This is a genomic window from Nonomuraea sp. NPDC050022, assembly GCF_044460705.1.
Lineage (GTDB): Bacteria > Actinomycetota > Actinomycetes > Streptosporangiales > Streptosporangiaceae > Nonomuraea.
In genome coordinates this window covers 682,583-698,662 of record NZ_JBITKE010000005.1, presented here as the reverse complement: position 1 = coordinate 698,662, position 16,080 = coordinate 682,583, and the positions used below count along the sequence as shown (strand labels likewise).

General features: G+C 70.0%; 12 protein-coding genes and 1 tRNA gene. 8 read left to right on the top strand and 5 right to left on the bottom strand.

The genetic code is table 11. The features are described 5' to 3' along the window. Positions 1 to 20: 20 nt before the first annotated feature. Entirely contained in the window at positions 21 to 1,274 is a 1,254-nt protein-coding gene (locus ACIBO2_RS24765) for an ATP/GTP-binding protein (protein WP_397299539.1), read from the bottom strand. A gap of 76 nt (positions 1,275 to 1,350) precedes the next feature. Beyond that, positions 1,351 to 1,929: a helix-turn-helix domain-containing protein gene (locus ACIBO2_RS24760; RefSeq protein WP_358545431.1), complete on the bottom strand. Its 579-nt coding sequence runs from the start codon at positions 1,927 to 1,929 to the stop codon at positions 1,351 to 1,353. An 86-nt stretch (positions 1,930 to 2,015) separates the two neighbouring features. Here ACIBO2_RS24760 and ACIBO2_RS24755 point away from each other — a divergent pair, with 86 nt between their 5' ends. Together ACIBO2_RS24755 and ACIBO2_RS24750 are read left to right on the top strand one after the other, a co-directional pair. Beyond that, the gene (locus ACIBO2_RS24755; RefSeq protein ID WP_358545429.1) at positions 2,016 to 2,897 is read left to right on the top strand and encodes an SDR family oxidoreductase; all 882 of its coding nucleotides are present in this window, start codon (positions 2,016 to 2,018) and stop codon (positions 2,895 to 2,897) included. A 126-nt stretch (positions 2,898 to 3,023) separates the two neighbouring features. Next, positions 3,024 to 6,524 (top strand): WD40 repeat domain-containing serine/threonine protein kinase, encoded by a 3,501-nt coding sequence (locus ACIBO2_RS24750; protein ID WP_358545428.1) that lies wholly within the window; start codon positions 3,024 to 3,026, stop codon positions 6,522 to 6,524. A gap of 50 nt (positions 6,525 to 6,574) precedes the next feature. Here the strand turns inward: ACIBO2_RS24750 and ACIBO2_RS24745 are convergent, their stop codons facing one another. Both ACIBO2_RS24745 and ACIBO2_RS24740 read right to left on the bottom strand, forming a co-directional pair. Continuing rightward, positions 6,575 to 6,934 (bottom strand): hypothetical protein, encoded by a 360-nt coding sequence (locus tag ACIBO2_RS24745; protein ID WP_358545426.1) that lies wholly within the window; start codon positions 6,932 to 6,934, stop codon positions 6,575 to 6,577. Then, entirely contained in the window at positions 6,934 to 7,365 is a 432-nt protein-coding gene (locus tag ACIBO2_RS24740) for a hypothetical protein (protein WP_397299534.1), read from the bottom strand. Before ACIBO2_RS24740 ends, ACIBO2_RS24745 begins: the two co-directional genes overlap by 1 nt. A gap of 200 nt (positions 7,366 to 7,565) precedes the next feature. On the opposite strand from ACIBO2_RS24740, the gene ACIBO2_RS24735 reads away from it, so the two are divergent. From ACIBO2_RS24735 to ACIBO2_RS24715, 5 genes are all read left to right on the top strand, one after another. Next, positions 7,566 to 8,750, top strand: a complete 1,185-nt coding sequence (locus ACIBO2_RS24735; protein WP_358545423.1) for a cytochrome P450 — start codon at positions 7,566 to 7,568, stop codon at positions 8,748 to 8,750. Between the two features lie 29 nt (positions 8,751 to 8,779). Further along, the gene (gene fdh / locus ACIBO2_RS24730; protein ID WP_397299530.1) at positions 8,780 to 12,031 is read left to right on the top strand and encodes a formate dehydrogenase; all 3,252 of its coding nucleotides are present in this window, start codon (positions 8,780 to 8,782) and stop codon (positions 12,029 to 12,031) included. Then, a complete protein-coding gene (locus ACIBO2_RS24725) occupies positions 12,024 to 12,887 on the top strand; it encodes a 4Fe-4S dicluster domain-containing protein (protein ID WP_397299527.1) in 864 nt (287 codons plus the stop codon). Before fdh ends, ACIBO2_RS24725 begins: the two co-directional genes overlap by 8 nt. After that, on the top strand, positions 12,884 to 13,819 hold the full coding sequence (gene nrfD, locus ACIBO2_RS24720) for an NrfD/PsrC family molybdoenzyme membrane anchor subunit (RefSeq protein WP_397299524.1): 936 nt from the start codon (positions 12,884 to 12,886) through the stop codon (positions 13,817 to 13,819). The genes ACIBO2_RS24725 and nrfD overlap by 4 nt, the downstream gene beginning before the upstream one ends. A 129-nt stretch (positions 13,820 to 13,948) precedes the next feature. Next, entirely contained in the window at positions 13,949 to 14,623 is a 675-nt protein-coding gene (locus ACIBO2_RS24715; RefSeq protein ID WP_397299521.1) for an SDR family NAD(P)-dependent oxidoreductase, read from the top strand. A 225-nt stretch (positions 14,624 to 14,848) separates the two neighbouring features. Here the strand turns inward: ACIBO2_RS24715 and selD are convergent, their stop codons facing one another. Continuing rightward, positions 14,849 to 15,907 (bottom strand): selenide, water dikinase SelD, encoded by a 1,059-nt coding sequence (selD, locus tag ACIBO2_RS24710; protein ID WP_397299519.1) that lies wholly within the window; start codon positions 15,905 to 15,907, stop codon positions 14,849 to 14,851. A 72-nt stretch (positions 15,908 to 15,979) separates the two neighbouring features. Between selD and ACIBO2_RS24705 the strand changes: the two genes are divergently transcribed. Next, positions 15,980 to 16,072 (top strand) — tRNA-Sec (locus ACIBO2_RS24705). Positions 16,073 to 16,080 lie beyond the last annotated feature (8 nt).

Here is a 16,080-nt window from a genome sequence, read left to right as displayed (position 1 = left end):
CAGCGGCCCGCGTTCGGCCATCAGGTCGGCACCTCTGTTGTCGGCTCCGCGAGTGGGCCGGCGAGCGTTTCTGCGATCTCGCCTACGGTCAGCCTCGGTACGCCGCCGTACGTACCGGCCAGGTAGTTGCGGTCGAGGGCTTCGGACTTTCGGGGACGGGCGTCGGTCAGCGGATAGATCTCGGAGGCGCCGTCCCGGTTCTTGACGGTGATGCGCACCTGGTCCCGCTCCAATGGCTGGAAGAGGTGCGTGCGGCCCAACAAGGTCGCGTCGTGGACCGTGCATACCAATTGCGCGTTGTTGGGGTTGGCCGCCGGATCCTGGAAGAGCCGGAGGACTTCGGCGGCGAAGAGGGGATGCAGGCTGGTGTCGAGTTCGTCGACAAGGAGGGCCGCCCCGTGGTCCAGGGTGGTGAGGAGGGGGCCCAGGAAGGCGAACCAGGATCGGGTGCCCATCGATTCCTGGCGTTCGTAGCTCAGTGCGACAGGGCTGTGGGGCCCTTGGTGCACGAGTCGGAGTTCGCCGGTCAGGCTGTCGATCTCGGTTCCCACGACCCCCAGGTCCGCGACCTTGAGAAGCGCGATGATGCGATCCCGCTGCCGTGGGTCGTCGAGCATCTTGCGGGTGAAGCTCTGCCGATCTTCGAAGTCGCGGCCTGGGCTGATCCACCAGAGGTTGTGCCGGAACCAGTCGTGGATCGGCTTGAGATAGGGCTGATTGAAGGCCGCGGCGACGGTCAGGAACAGCGCGTCGGGTCGAGTCTGGGAGACAAGGCTTTCCTTCGGCCCCTTCAGCCCTTCGCCGGGAAAGGTGAAGGGCTCGTCGGTGTCGGCGTCGCGTTCGAACCAGACCTGCCGACGGGCCTGTCCGCCGGGGTACGTATGCAGCCATTCGGTCTCGACCCGTTGGTCGGAGACCTCGAAGCCATAGATGTACCGGTCGCCGCCGAGGACGATGTCGACCTCGAAGAGGGAAGCGTCCGTTCGGGCGGCCGGGTCGAGTTCGTACGGCTCGCGCGGAATGCCGTCAAGGGTGGACCAGCCGTGAACGGAGTTGAGGACGGCCTGTCGCATCCAGCGGATGGCATGCAGGACGTTCGACTTGCCAGACGCGTTCGAACCATAGATCGCGGTCGCCGGTAGATAGGCCAAGTCGGGGTCGTCAGCGAGGCAGGCAGGGCGGCTTGCCCCCTGGTTGAACTTGCTCGCCGCCAGCCAGACCTCGAACTCGTCACGGAACGATCTATGGTTGGCGCCTCTGAATCTAAGCAGCACTGAACACCCTCTAATCCATGCTCAGGGTCGATTCTAGGTCAATGCATGCAGATTATCTACGCGGCTGGCCCGCCGGTCAGCCCAGTGATGCGCTCGCCGCGCGCAGCTCGTTCAGGGCCGCCAGCGTGTATCCGGCGAGCTCGTCCTTGGCGTCACGGTCGCCCTCGGACCATTGGGCGTACCCCCGTTTGAAGGCGAGGACGCCGAGCTCGCCCGCGAGAGCCGCGGCCGGATCGGGTACGCCGCGGGCGACCAGAGCGGTTGTCATCGCGGTCGCGAGGCTGACGCTTTTGAGGGCGTCACGCTCTTGAAGTTCGGCGCTGGCGGCGACGGCCGCCTTCAGACGAGGGGCGAGCTCGCGATTCATGGGGCCCATCGCGCTGGACGCGCGCTCGAGACCGGCGGCGACCGCTTCGAGCGGGCTGGCGTCACGGGGCGCCTCGGCGATCCCCTCGACCAGCAGCCGGCTCAGCGTCTCCTGTCCGGCCACCAGCAGCTCGCGCTTATCCGGGAAATGCCGGAAGAAAGTGCTTTTGGTGACTCCGGCGCGTTCGGCGATCTGCGCGACCGTCGTGGCGTCGTACCCCTGCTCGGCGAACAGGTCGACGGCAGCCACGACGAGGCGTTCGCGCGCCCCTGGTTCCCACCGGCCCATGGGTCCATCCTAGCGTGATGGGACTTTTGTCCCGTCGCCCTGTTAAAGTGACGGGACAAGAGTCCCATCACTTTCGGGAGAGATCCATGCGCGTCTTTGTCACTGGTGGCACTGGTCTGATCGGTTCCGCCGTGGTCACGGAACTGCTCGGCAACGGCCACACCGTCCTCGCCCTCGCCCGCTCCGACGCGTCCGCGCTGGTCGCCGAGGCAGCCGGCGCCGAGCCGCTCCGGGGAGGTCTCGCCGATCTGGACATCCTTCGCGCCGGCGTCGCTCAGGCCGATGGGGTGATCCATCTGGCATTCGGCAACGACTTCAGCAGCCCCGACGCCCTCGCGAAGTCGGTCGTCGAGGAAAGTGCCGCCCTCGCGACCCTCGGCGGGGAACTCGTCGGCAGCGACCGCCCCTTCGTCACCGTCGCGGGTACGCCCTATGTGCCGGGCCGCCTCTCCACCGAGGCCGACCCGCTGCCGACCGACGGGCCGGTCGGTGGTCGCGGTCGCGCGGTCACGGCGGTCCTGGGCCTGGCCTCGCGCGGGGTCCGGAGCACGGCCGTACGCCTGCCGCGCACGGTTCACAACCAGGGCGCGGGCGGGTTCGCCGGTTTGCTGACCGACATCGCACGCCGGACCGGATTGTCCGGCTACCCAGGCGACGGCGCACAGCGTTGGCCGGCCGTGCACGCGCTCGACGCGGCAGTCCTCTTCCGGCTCGCTCTGGAGTCGGCGTCGGCCGGTAGCTCCTGGCACGCCGTGGACGATGAGGGAGACAAGGTGCGTGACATCGCCGCGGTCATCGGCCGACGGCTGGGCCTGCCGGTCGAGTCAGTGCCATCGGAGACCTACGGCCCGCTCGGCCCGATCTTCGCGAGCGACCAGCCCTCCTCCAGCACCCACACCCGGCAGGCGCTCGGCTGGGAGCCGAAGCACCCGCGCCTTCTGGAGGACCTGGAGAACATCCAGCCCTGACCTGAAAACGCTGGTAGTCCTCCACGGTGACGAAGCCAGGTGGTACGTGCATAGGAAGCCAGGTGGTACGTGCATAGAGGGGTGAAGCAGTACAACTCGCGGGTGACCATTTGCGTCTAATTCGCCGTGGAATCGCTCAGCGGGGGAGATCCGCAGCACATCGGGGGCTACTGGCTGGCCGGGCGGCTCGGCTCCGGGGGGCAGGGTGTCGTCTACGAGGCGTACGACGCGGATGGGCGCCGGGTGGCGCTCAAGATGCTGCACGCGGCCGGCCACGACGGCAGCCGCGACCGGTTCGCCAAGGAGGCCACCGCCGCGGGCCGGGTGGCCTCGTTCTGTACGGCCAGGGTGCTGACTGCGGATCTGGAGGGGCCCAGGCCGTACATCGTCTCCGAGTACGTGCCGGGGCCGAGCCTGCGGCAGGCCGTGCGCGAGGGGCGCAGGTTCACCGGTGACGACCTGCACCGGCTGGCCACGGCGGTCGCGACGGCGCTGACGGCGATCCACGAGGCGGGGGTCATCCACCGTGATCTGAAGCCCGACAACGTGCTGCTCGGTCCGGACGGGCCGCGGGTGATCGACTTCGGTATCGCGCGGACTCTCGACATGTCGCTCACCAAGACCGGAGAGGTGTCGGGCACGCCCAGTTACATGGCGCCCGAGGTGTTCACCGGGCAGCGGGCGGGGGCTCGGGCGGACGTGTTCGCCTGGGGAGCGATCATGGTGTACGCCGCCACCGGGCAGGAACCGTTCGACGCCGACAACCTCGGCGGTGTGATGCATCGGGTGTTGTCGTACCAGCCCGATCTGAGCGCGTTGCCGCCGCAGTTGGGTGGGCTGATCTCGGCCGCGATGAGCAAGGATCCCGCTGGCAGGCCGACCTCCCACGAGCTGTTGCTCGCGCTGGTCAGCGGCAATCGCGCCGACACCCGGGGGCTGCTGGCGGAGGGGAGTCGGGCCGCCCAGGGGGTGCGGGGGGAGGGTGGGGCCGATCCGGCGCTCGGCGCCATCGCCGAGGACGCTTATGGCGCGCTCGGGCCGGAGGAGCGTGAGCTGGCCGCCGAGGTGTTCCTGCGGCTGGTAGTCGTGGACGAGGACGGTCGGGAGAGCGGCCGGACGGTCTCCCAGGAGGAGCTGCTTGGCGGGCGTCCCGAGCACGAGGCCGCCGCCATCCGGCGCATTCTGCGGACGTTCTCGTACGTCGTCGCCGCCGATGACGAGTCGGTCGCGCTGTCGCGTCCCGGGCTGCTGCGGGCCTGGCCCAGGCTGCGCATGTGGGTTGACGCCGACCGTGAGGGTCTCGCCGTCCTGAGCCAGATCACCAGCGCGGCGCGGCACTGGACCGGCAACGGCAGGCGCGACGCCGACCTGCTCCAGGGCAGCCGCCTGGAGCAGGCGCTGAGCTGGGCGGCCACCGGGCGCCGCCACGTGACGCTGACTCCCCGCGAGCGCGACTTCCTCCAGGCGGGCACCGCGCTGACCAAGAAGCGCGCCAGGCGCAGGACCTTGACCACCACCGGGTTGGCCGGGCTGCTGGTGGTCTCGCTCGTGGCGAGCGGCCTGGCGCTGTGGCAGCGCCAGCAGGCGTCCGACCAGCGTGACGTGGTCACGGCCAAGCAGGTGGCGGCCGAGGCGGACCGGCTGCGTACCACCGACCCGGTCCTGGCGATGCTGCTCAGCGTGGCGGCCTGGCGCGTCTCCCCGCAGGTCGAGGCTCACTCCGCGCTGATGGCCTCGGCCCAGCAGCAGGAGACCGCCGTCTTCCACGATCCGCAGGTCAGGGGGCTGGCTACGCGGACGCTCAGCGGCGACGGCCGGACGCTGGTCAGCGTCAGCGAGGGCGGTGGCGTGAATGTGTACGACGTCCGCACGCACAAGCGGACGGGCGGTTGGAAGGGGTTGGGGCTGAAAGGTCAGGAGCTCTCCGATCCGGTGCTGAGCAGGACCGGACGGCTGCTGGCGGTGTACACCCACGACGAGCTCGGTGTCTGGAGCCTCGCCGACGGCAAGCGGCTGTTCAAGGAGAGCTTCCCGCCGGGCGACATGACGATCCAGATCGACATCGGCGAGGACGAGGCCACCCTCGCCGTAAGTTTCGACAACGACCTCGACCACCTGGTGGACCTGCGTACCGGCAGGAAGTTCGGCAATAAGGCAGCCACGCACGGGTGGGGGCCGGTGATCGACCCGACAGGCAGGCACCTGCTGCTCACCGGCGACAGCTTCGCCGAGCGTGCCCTGCCCGGCTGGACCCCCGAGCACCGCTACCCCGGCTGCCGCGGGTCGCACTCGGTCGCCGCGTTCTCGCCCGACGGCGCCACCCTGGCCTGCGCGGGCAGCGACGTGGTGCTCCTGGACGCTGCCACCGGGTCCCGCCGCGACAAGCGTGACTGGACCTGTGACGTCTGCGAGGGCTTCTCACCGCGGCTGCGCTTCAGCCCTGACGGCCGCTACCTCGCCGCGTTCAAGGGCCGGAAGCTCCGGGTATGGAAGGTCGCCGACCACGACATCGAGCTGCTGACGTACCAGGCCGAGGGCAACCTGTCCGGCGTCGGTTTCGACGGTTCCACGCTGCGCTACCTGATGGACGATTCGGTGGTCAGCGTGGACCTGTCCCCGCGCGCCACCTCGATCAGGGCGGGGGGCGACGACGCTGTCCTCAGCCCCGGCGGTCAGTGGGCGGCGATCTCCAGTCTTGAGAGCAAGTATGTCCGGCTCTGGAATGTGCACCAACACCAGGAGGTAGCCCGCTTCCCCGTCGAACCTGACTTGTCGGCTTTGTCGGCGTTCGACCAGCCAGCCAGACGGCTGTTCATCGCGTCGGAATCCGGCCAGGTCGAGCTGGTCGATGTCAGTACCCGCAAACGGATCTGGTCGATCCGGTCCCGGCACGCCGTCGACGGCTTCCCACCGTCACAGGCCGCCTTCAGCCCGGACGGCAGGACGATCGCGCTCGTCCTCGGCCCGTACGGGCAGACGCTGGAGTACTGGCTGACCGTGCTCGACGCGGCCACGGGCCGGGTCCTGCACGACAGTTCCACCACCAGCGCCGGCGGCCCGTATCTGCCCGACGGCAAGAGACTCGCCACCGGCTCCGGCAGGTTCATGGACGTCGCCACCGGCAAACCGGTCGGAGAGGGATACGACGTTTCCTCTGGCGGCTGGGCGGGCGTCGCCCTGAGCAGCCGCGGCCTCATGGCTGTCGCCCACGGCGACATGGGACACGTCACGCTCTATGACCCGTCCGGGCCGACGGCGCTACGTCCCATGCTGCCGAAAGCGGCGGGCCCCGTGGACGCCCTGACGTTCTCACCGCGCGGGGACGTGCTCGCGACGGCGGCCATCGGCGGTCTCGTTCAGCTCTGGGACCCGGTCAACAGGCGCCGGCTCGGGGGCTCCTTCGACGCCCGGACGATCCAGGACGTCGACTCGCTGACCTTCAGCGCTGACGGCGGCACGCTGTACTTCTCGGCCGACGGCGACATCCTGGAGATGCCAGTGGGGACCGAGCGGGTCGCCGCGCTGGTGTGCGGGCGCGCGGGCCGCCGGCTCACCGAGGCGGAGTGGAGCCGGTACCTGGGTGACGTCGCGTACCGGGAGACCTGCCCGGAGGCCCCCGGCCAGTGAGCCTCACACCGGCCGGACGCGAGCCGGTGAGGCGCACGTCCGACCGGCGGTCAGAGCGGAATGAACAGGGCCTCGAACGGTGGTTCGCCGACGCCGGTGGTGATGTGTCCCAGCCCCGTCGTGTCGGCGGCGAGCACCAGGTCGCCCGCGCCGAAGCGGCGCCGGCTGCCGTCCGTGACCGTCACCTCGATCGTGCCGCGCAGCATCATCACCCACTGCTCGCGCGGCGCCGGATGAGCGGCGCTGTCGAACGCGGCGCTGCGGACGAACTGCACGCCACCCTTCGACGGCAGCCCGCCGACCGCCATGGCCGGCACCCCTTCGGCGACCTGTCGGTGAGCGAGCGTGATCTCGCCGTCCTCGAACGTCGATCCGCCGTCCTCCGTGCGGGCGATCCGGGTGAAGCGCATCAGCTCGCTCCGATGAACTGGTGGTCGGTACGCAGCCGGCCATCGCCGTCCAGAGCCAGGATGTCCAGGCCGCCGCCGACGGGCTCGCCCGTCCGGGTCGACACCATAGACCACCGGATGGCGAGCACGTTGGGCATGAGGGGGTACGCCTCCTCGGCGGCCTCGAAGACGTGCTCGCCCGGTTCGACGAACATCTCGTAGGCACGGCTCACCCTGGCGTCCAAGGCGTCGTAACCCCGGACCTCCAGGGGCGGCACGGGAAAGGCGAGCGCCGTGGCGGCGTCGCGGATCTCCTGGGGCGGGTCGACCAGTACCTGAATGCCGTCGGGCGCCCACAGCTCGCGGATGAGGGCGCTCCGCGTCGCCGGATCGGGCTCGTTCCACTGGGCGATATAACGGTCGGCCCACTGCTTCACATCAAGTTGGTTCATGTGAGTAGTGTCCAGCGCGGCCTGCGACTTTACGATTCCCTACAGGGAATGGGGCCGCCCGCCCGTCACCGCTGATACTTCGGGCTGTCGAACTGTGACGTGCGCCCTCTGTCCTTTGTGTCCCTTTGGTCGGTCCTTTGGGCAAACAGCCGCGGCGAGGTCAAATGACGGTTGTGAGGTCTTCTCGGAATGGAGGACAGATGGACACACCGGCCGCGGACATCCTGGCGAACGTCGACTTGTTCGCCGACGACCAGCGCGAACACCTGCTCGACGCGCTGGCCATCGCACGCAGGGAATGCCCGGTCGTGCACACGCGCACCGACGGCGGCTACTACATGGTCACCCGCTACGAGGACGTCCGCACGGTGTGCATGCGACCGGCGATCTTCAGTTCGGCGCAGCCGGGCGTGCGCGGCGTGCCGGTCCGGCTCATCCCGCTGGACGTCGACCCGCCGGACCACCGTCAATACCGCAAGTTCCTCGAGGCGTACTTCTCCCGCTCGTTCCTGCTCCGGTACGCCGAGCAGATGCGGGAGATCGCCCGGGACGCCATCGCGGGGTTCATCGACAAGGGCCGCGTGGAGATGGTCCGTGACTACTCCGTGCCCTTCAGCGCCGGGTCGCTGGCCCGGGTCGTCTTCGCCACCGACAACATGGAGCTGATGCGCCGGGGGGTGGCGGCGGTCAAGCGGTGCGCCATAGAAAGCACGCCCGAGACGTTCGAAGCGGTCGCCCTGCTCGCGATGGAGGCGATCGCCGAGGCCGGTGACCCACCGGCCTCGGCCGAGCACGAGAACGTCCTCAGCGCCCTGGCCAGGGCGAGCGTCGACGGGCGGCCCCTGACGAAAGAGGAGCAGGTGGCGATCGTCACCACGCTGCTGCTCGGCGGCCTGGACACCACGCGCGGCGTGATCGTCAACATCGCCTACCATCTGGCCACCCGCGCGGACATCGAGCCGATCCTGCGCAGCCCGGACTGGTGGCGCGGCCCGATGGATGAGTTCCTGCGCTTTGAGACGACCGTGGCGTTCATGGCCCGTACGGTGACTCAGGACACCGAGCTGGCGGGCACCCCGTTGAAGGCGGGGGACCGGGTCGTCCTGCAGTTCTACTCGGCCAATCGCGATGCCGAGCGCTTCGACCGGCCCGACGAGCTGGTCTTCGACCGGCGGATCAACCCGCACCTGGCGTTCGGCGCCGGGGTGCACCGCTGCATAGGCCAGAACTTCGCCCGGATCCAGCTCGTGATCGCCTTCGAGGAGTTGCTCAAGCAGGCGACGAACTTCCGCCTCGAAGCGGGCGCCGACATCCCGCGCCAGGTCGGCGAGCCCTTCGGCAGCCCTTCCGAGCTCTACCTGACCTTCGACCGCCGGGGTGGTTAGCTCGCACCGATTGGGGCAGGGCCTGCATTGTGTCCGGTAAGGGGTGGTTCTCCCGGTGGCCGGTGATCCGGCAGTTCAAGGGAGAAGACGGTCGGAGCGACGCTGTGCGCTCCGCCCGTACGGACGCGCTCGCCCCGCGCACCGAGGAGGCCGACACGGTCGCGCGCTCGATCTGCCCCTACTGCGCGGTCGGCTGCGGCCAGCTCGTCTACGTCAAGGACGGCAAGGTCACGCAGATCGAGGGCGACCCGGACTCGCCCATCTCGCGCGGGCGGCTGTGTCCCAAGGGCTCGGCGAGCAAGCAGCTCGTGACCCACCCCGGCCGCCAGACCAAGGTGCTGTACCGGAGACCGCACGGCACCGAATGGGAGCGGCTCGACCTCGACACCGCGATGGAGATGATCGCAGAGCGGGTCATACGGACCCGGCGGGAGACCTGGCAGCAGACCTATGAGGGCAAGGTCGTGCGCCGCACCATGGGCATCGCCGGACTGGGCGGGGCGACGCTCGACGACGAAGAGAACTACCTGATGAAGAAGCTGTACACCGCCCTCGGCGCGATCCAGGTGGAGAACCAGGCCCGTATTTGACACTCCTCCACCGTCCCCGGTCTGGGGACCAGCTTCGGACGCGGTGGCGCGACCACCTTCCAGCAGGACCTGGCGGGTGCGGACTGCATCGTCATCCAGGGCTCCAACATGGCCGAATGCCACCCGGTGGGCTTCCAGTGGGTGGTCGAGGCCAAGGCGCGGGGCGCGAAGGTGTTCCACGTGGATCCGCGCTTCACCCGGACCAGCGCGCTGGCCGACCGGCACCTGCCGATCCGCGCGGGCAGCGACATCGTGCTGCTCGGGGCGCTGATCAACCATGTGCTGGCCAACGAGCTGGACTTCCGTGAGTACGTGCTGGCCTACACCAACGCCGCCGTGATCGTGTCCGAGGACTTCCGGGACACCGAGGATCTTGACGGGCTGTTCTCCGGGTTCGATGCGGAGACGGGCTCGTACGATCCGGGCAGTTGGGCGTACGAGGCGACGGGCGAGGGGACGGACAAGGAGACGCCGAGCGCGCGGGCGCCTGGCGCGCAGCCGCCGGGCGAGGACTTGGAGGGCGAGCAGGCGCCGGGCGAGCGGCTGGAGGGCGGACGGGTCCACGCCGAGGCCGCGGGGGCGGACACCTACGGCTCCGGGGGCGCCGTCGCGCATCCCACCCCGGCGACGGATCCGACGCTGCGCCACCCGCGCTGCGTCTACCAGATCCTCCGGCGGCACTTCGCCCGCTACACCCCGGAGCTGGTCGAGCAGCTGTGCGGCATCTCGCGGGCGCACTTCGCCGAGCTCGCCGACGCGATCACCGCCAACTCCGGCCGGGAGCGCACCACTGCCTGGGTGTACTCCGTCGGCTGGACCCAGCACACCGTCGGCGCGCAGTACATCCGCACTGCCTCGATCCTCCAGCTGCTGCTGGGCAACATGGGCCGCCCCGGAGGCGGCATCCTGGCGTTGCGCGGGCACGCCAGCATCCAGGGCTCCACCGACATCCCGACGCTGTTCAGCCTCCTGCCCGGTTATCTGACCATGCCCCACGCCCACCGGCACGAGGGGCTGGAGGACTACCTCGCCCGGGAGGGCGGCGACGTCGGCTTCTGGGGCCACCGGCGCGCCTACCTGGTCAGCCTGCTCAAGGCGTGGTGGGGGAACGCGGCCACCGAGCGGAACGACTTCTGCTTCGACCACCTGCCCCGCCTGACCGGCGACCACGGCCACTACACCACCGTGATGGGCCAGATCGACGGGACGGTGAAGGGCTACTTCGTGGCGGGCGAGAACCCCGCGGTCGGCTCCTCCGGCGGCCGGGCGCAGCGCCTCGGCCTGGCCAACCTCGACTGGCTGGTGGTACGCGACCTGACGCTGGTGGAGACGGCCACGTTCTGGAAGGACGGCCCGGAGCTTGAGACCGGGGAGATGCGTACCGAGGACATCGCCACCGAGGTGTTCTTCCTGCCCGCCGCGAGTCACGTGGAGAAGGAAGGCACGTTCACCAACACCCAGCGGCTGCTCCAGTGGCGGGAGAAGGCGCTCGACCCGCCCGGCGACTGCCGCAGCGACCTGTGGTTCTACTACCACCTGGGCAAACTGGTCAGGCGACGGCTGAGCGACGACGAGATCGACCGGCCGCTGCGCGAGCTGACCTGGGACTACCCCGAGCTGGGCGAGCATCGGGACCCGTCGGCGTCGGCCGTGCTCCGCGAGATCAACGGGGTCGGCCCGGACGGGCGGGCGCTGTCGGCCTACACCCAGCTCAAGCCGGACGGATCCACCAGTTGTGGCTGCTGGATCTACTGCGGCGTCTACGCCGACGAGGTCAACCAGGCGGCCCGGCGCAGGCCGGGGCAGGAGCAGTCGCCCGTGGCGCCCGAATGGGGCTGGGCCTGGCCGGCCAACAGGCGCATCCTCTACAACCGGGCCTCCGCCGACCCTGAGGGCCGCCCGTGGAGCGAGCGCAAGGCGTACGTCTGGTGGGACGCGGAGCAGGGGAAGTGGACCGGGCGGGACGTGCCCGACTTCGAGCCGAACAAGCCGCCGGACTACCTGCCGCCCGAAGGCGCCCGGGCCGAGGACGCGCTCTCCGGGACCGACGCGTTCATCATGCAGTCCGACGGGAAGGGCTGGCTGTACGTGCCCGCCGGACTGGCCGACGGGCCGTTGCCCGCGCACTACGAGCCGCATGAGTCGCCGGTCGGCAACCCGTTGTACGCCCAGCAGGCCAACCCCGCGCGCAAGATGTACCCGCGACCGGAGAGCCCCTACAACCCGCCGGAGTCGCCACGCTATCCGTACGTGCTGACCACGTACCGGCTCACCGAGCACCACACGGCGGGTGGCATGAGCAGGCCGTTGGCCTACCTCGCCGAGCTGCAGCCGGAGCTGTTCTGCGAAGTCTCGCCGCAGCTGGCCGCCGAGGTGGGGCTGGTCAACGGCGGCTGGGCCACGATCGTGACCAGTCGCACCGTGATCGAGGCCCGGGTGCTGGTCACCGGCCGGGTCCGGCCGCTGCGGATCCAGGGCAGGGTGATCCATCAGATCGGCCTGCCGTACCACTGGGGGTGGGGCGGCGGCGGCCTGGTGACCGGCGACGTCGCCAACGACCTGCTTCCGCTGGTGCTCGACCCGAATGTCTACATTCAGGAGAGCAAGGCCGTGACCTGCGACCTACGGCCCGGTAGACGGCCGAGGGGGCAGGCGATGCTCGACCTGCTGGAGGTGTACCGCGATGGCTGAGCGGATGGGCTTCTTCACCGACACGAGCGTCTGCATCGGCTGCAAGGCGTGCCAGGTGGCGTGCAAGGAGTGGAACCAGCTGCCCGACGACGGCTTCGTGTTCGAGGCGAACTCCTACGACAACACCGGGGCGCTCGGGGCGAACACCTGGCGGCACGTGGCCTTCATCGAACAGTCCCGCCCGGTGCCGATGCCCGTTTCCGCTGACGACGGCTCCGCTGACGACGGCTCTCCTGACGACGGCTCTCCTGACGATGGCGTCGAGCGGTGGCTGATGTCGTCGGACGTGTGCAAGCACTGCACGCACGCCGCCTGCCTGGACGTCTGCCCGACTGGCGCGCTGTTCCGTACCGAGTTCGGCACGGTGGTGATCCAGGAGGACATCTGCAACGGCTGCGGCTACTGCGTGTCGGCTTGTCCTTACGGCGTGATCGAGCGGCGCGAGGATGACGGGCGGGCGTGGAAGTGCACGATGTGCTACGACCGGCAACGCGGCGGCCTCGAACCGGCGTGCGCCAAGGCGTGCCCGACCGACTCGATCCAGTTCGGCCCGCTGGACGAGCTCCGGGAGCGGGCTGAGGAGCGGGTGGAGCGGCTGCACGCCGACGGTCAGGCCGAGGCCCGCCTGTACGGCGAGAGCCCGGACGACGGGGTGGGCGGGGCGGGGGCGTTCTTCCTGCTGCTGGACGAGCCGGAGGTGTACGGGCTGCCGCCGGATCCCGTGGTGACCACTCGCGACCTGCCGTCGATGTGGCGCTGGGCGGGGGCGGCGGCGCTGTCCGTGGCCGGGGCGGTGGTGGCGGCATTCGCGGGCTCGGGCGCCTTCACTGGTCCACGGAAGGGAAGACGGCGGTGACGCGGGAGCGGTCGACGGCGCCGAAGGGGGAGCGGTCGATGGTGCCGGAGGCGGAGTTCCGGTCCTACTACGGGCGGCCAGTGATCAAGGCCCCTGTCTGGCACGAACCCCATATGCCGGCATATCTCTACGCTGGAGGTCTGTCGGGGGTTTCGTCGGCTATGGCGATCATGGCCGGGTTCACCGGGAACGACCGGCTGGAGCGCACCGCCCGGGTCGCGGCGGCGATCGGCGCCGCCATCGGAACCGGGTTCCTCATCGCCGAACTGGGCAGGCCCGAACGCTTCCTCAACATGTTCCGCGTGTTCAAGCCCACATCGCCGATGAGCATGGGCTCCTGGCTCCTGGCCGCACAGGGCGGGCTGTCGGCGGTCGCTGCCACGACCGAGCTGACCAGGATCCTGCCCGCCGTGGGAGACGCGGCGGCCCTCGCCACGGGCCTGACCGGCCCGCTGACCGCCACCTACACAGCCGTCGTGGTCGCCGACACCGCCGTACCGGCCTGGCACGAGGCCTACCGGGAACTGCCGTTCCTGTTCGCCGGGAGCGCGCTGGCCAGCGCCGGGGCGGTGGGCATGCTGGCCACCCCGAGGGCGCAGGCGGGGCCGGCTCGCGTGATGGCGGTGATGGGTGCCGTCGTGGAGAGCGTCGCGGGCGTGGTGATGGAACGGCGGCTCGGCCTGGTGGGCGAGCCGTACCGGCTGGGAAAGGCGGGGGGCCGGATGCGCGCGGCCCGCGTACTGGCGGTCGGCGGCGGGCTGCTCGCCTCGATCGCCGGGCGCAGCCGTACCCTCACCGCCCTGTCCGGTCTCGCCCTTACGGCGGGTGCTTTGTGCACCCGGTTCGGCGTCCTGGAGGCGGGCAGGGCGTCGGCCGCCGACCCGAAGTACACGATCGTTCCCCAGCGGCAGCGGCAAGGGCAGCCGCGTTGATGTCGCGTGTTCACCCGGTCGCGTGAGCCAGGCCACCGATCCGCATCCGCCTGCTCCCCTTGACCTTCACATGGATGTGAACCCTTACCGTCGCAAATATTACTGATCACGAAAAACGAGGAGATGCCGATGTCAGGCGCAGTGATCATTGGCGCGGGTCCGGGGATTGGGCAGGCGGTGGCCCGCCGGTTCGCCAGGGAGGGACTGCCGCTCACGCTGATCGCCCGCAGCGAGCAGACGCTGCGCACCGCGGCCGAGGCGCTCACTCCCAGCGGTGTCCCGGTTGTCACGCTGGCAGCCGACAGCACCGACCAGGCCGGGCTGAACGCCGCACTCGATCAGGCTGTCAGTGAGCATGGCGTGCCGGACGTCGTCGTGTACAACGCCGCGATCATCCAGGCGGACGCGCCGGGCGAGCTGTCCGTACGCGGCCACATGGAGGCATGGGCGGTGAACGTGGTCGGCGCGATCAACGCCGCGGCCCACGTCGCGCCCGCCATGGCGGCACGCGGCAGCGGTACGTTCCTCATCACGGGCGGCATGCCCGAGCCCAAGCCTCAGTACGTGAGCCTCTCCCTGGGCAAGGCAGGCGTCCGAGCCCTGGTCACGCTGCTCGACGAGGAGTACGGACCCTCGGGCGTACACGTGGCGAGCGTCACCGTGGCCGGCCGGGTCGCCCCTGGCACCGACTTCGACCCGGACGGCATCGCCGAGCACTATTGGCAGTTGCACACACAGCCACGACACCGATGGCAGCGGGAAGTGCTGCACGCCGGCCCAACACCGCCGGAAGATGCTCTCTAGGGGGCGTCAGTCTGCGGTCTGGTGATACGACAACTCGTAGAGGTGCCCGCCCTTGATCAGCACCGACACTTCGACCGGCCGATGTCGTCGCCTCCACCTAACCGGCAGGGGGCAGGGTCCGGTGAGTACTCCATGGTCGAGGTTCGGCTGCCACGCGGACCACGGCTCGTTATCCGGAGCCGACCAAGGTCCACACTGCCGAGGCGGGGTCCACACGGGATACGGTCAGCGGAGCCGCAGCTGAGGGCCGTCCAGAGGGACCAGTTCGCCGATGATCGGCGCGCCCGGGATCTCGCCGGCCACCAGCAGGCCGCCGGAGGTCTGGGCGTCGGCTAGTAGCAGCAGGTCGTTCTCGCCGTAGCCGCCGGGATCGAGCCAGGGGCGGACCCAGTCGAGGTTGCGGCGGGTGCCGCCGCTGACGTAGCCGTCGCGTACCGCCTCCCGGGCCCCTTCCAGGTACGGTACGGCCGCCACGTCCACCACGGCCGTGACGCCGCTCGCTCGAGCCAGCTTGTAGAGGTGGCCCAGCAGGCCGAACCCGGTCACGTCCGTCGCGCACCTGGCTCCGGCGGCCAGCGCGGTCCGGGAGGCGTCGCGGTTCAGGGCGGTCATCGCCGCTACCGCCTGCGGGAACACCTCGCCGGTCGCCTTGTGCCGGGTGTTGAGCACGCCGATGCCGAGCGGCTTGGTGAGGGAGATCGGCAGCCTGGGCCGGCCGCCGTCGATGCGCAGCAGCCGGGCGGGGTCTGCCAGGCCGGTGACGGCCATCCCGTACTTCGGCTCCGGGTCGTCGACGCTGTGGCCGCCCGCGACGTGGCAAGCCGCCGCCCGGGCCACGTCCAGGCCGCCGCGCAGGACCTCCTTCGCCAGCTCCATGGGTAGCTTCTCCCTTGGCCAGCCGAGCAGATTGACCGCCACCAAGGGCTCCCCGCCGACCGCGTAGACGTCCGACAGGGCGTTGGCCGCCGCGATGCGGCCCCAGTCGTAGGGGTCGTCGACCACCGGGGTGAAGAAGTCGGCGGTGGCCACGATCGCCCGGTCGCCGTCGATGCGGACCACGGCGGCGTCGTCCCCGTCGTCCAGCCCGACGATCAGCTCCCCGTCAGCGCCATCCCCGTCTGCGGTGTCGCGCCCACCTGCGGCGTGACGCTCTTCGGCGGCGCCGCCGTCCCGTATGCGCAGCTCCGCCACCACGGCCTCCAGCTCGCCCGGCGGGATCTTGCAGGCGCAGCCGCCTCCGTGCGCGTACTGCGTCAGCCGGACCGTCTCGGTGGTGCGTGTCATGGCGCCCTCGGGTGGCTCGCGACGGGTGTGGCGTTTGAGGTCATACCCGCTGTGACGGGTAGGTTTTGCGTTGGAGGCGTCTGGGCGCCTGGTGGCCCCCGCGGTCTTCAAAACCGACGAGGCCGAGGTCCTCGGCCTGGCGGGTTCGATTCCCGTCCGCCTCCGTTCTATTT

Coding starts and splice junctions, on each gene's coding strand:
- ACIBO2_RS24760 (WP_358545431.1), bottom strand. CDS start 1,929: ATGGGCCGGTGGGAACCAGGGGCGCGCGAACGCCTCGTCGTGGCTGCC.
- ACIBO2_RS24755 (WP_358545429.1), top strand. CDS start 2,016: ATGCGCGTCTTTGTCACTGGTGGCACTGGTCTGATCGGTTCCGCCGTG.
- ACIBO2_RS24745 (WP_358545426.1), bottom strand. CDS start 6,934: ATGCGCTTCACCCGGATCGCCCGCACGGAGGACGGCGGATCGACGTTC.
- ACIBO2_RS24740 (WP_397299534.1), bottom strand. CDS start 7,365: ATGAACCAACTTGATGTGAAGCAGTGGGCCGACCGTTATATCGCCCAG.
- ACIBO2_RS24735 (WP_358545423.1), top strand. CDS start 7,566: ATGGACACACCGGCCGCGGACATCCTGGCGAACGTCGACTTGTTCGCC.
- ACIBO2_RS24725 (WP_397299527.1), top strand. CDS start 12,024: ATGGCTGAGCGGATGGGCTTCTTCACCGACACGAGCGTCTGCATCGGC.
- ACIBO2_RS24715 (WP_397299521.1), top strand. CDS start 13,949: ATGTCAGGCGCAGTGATCATTGGCGCGGGTCCGGGGATTGGGCAGGCG.
- selD (WP_397299519.1), bottom strand. CDS start 15,907: ATGACACGCACCACCGAGACGGTCCGGCTGACGCAGTACGCGCACGGA.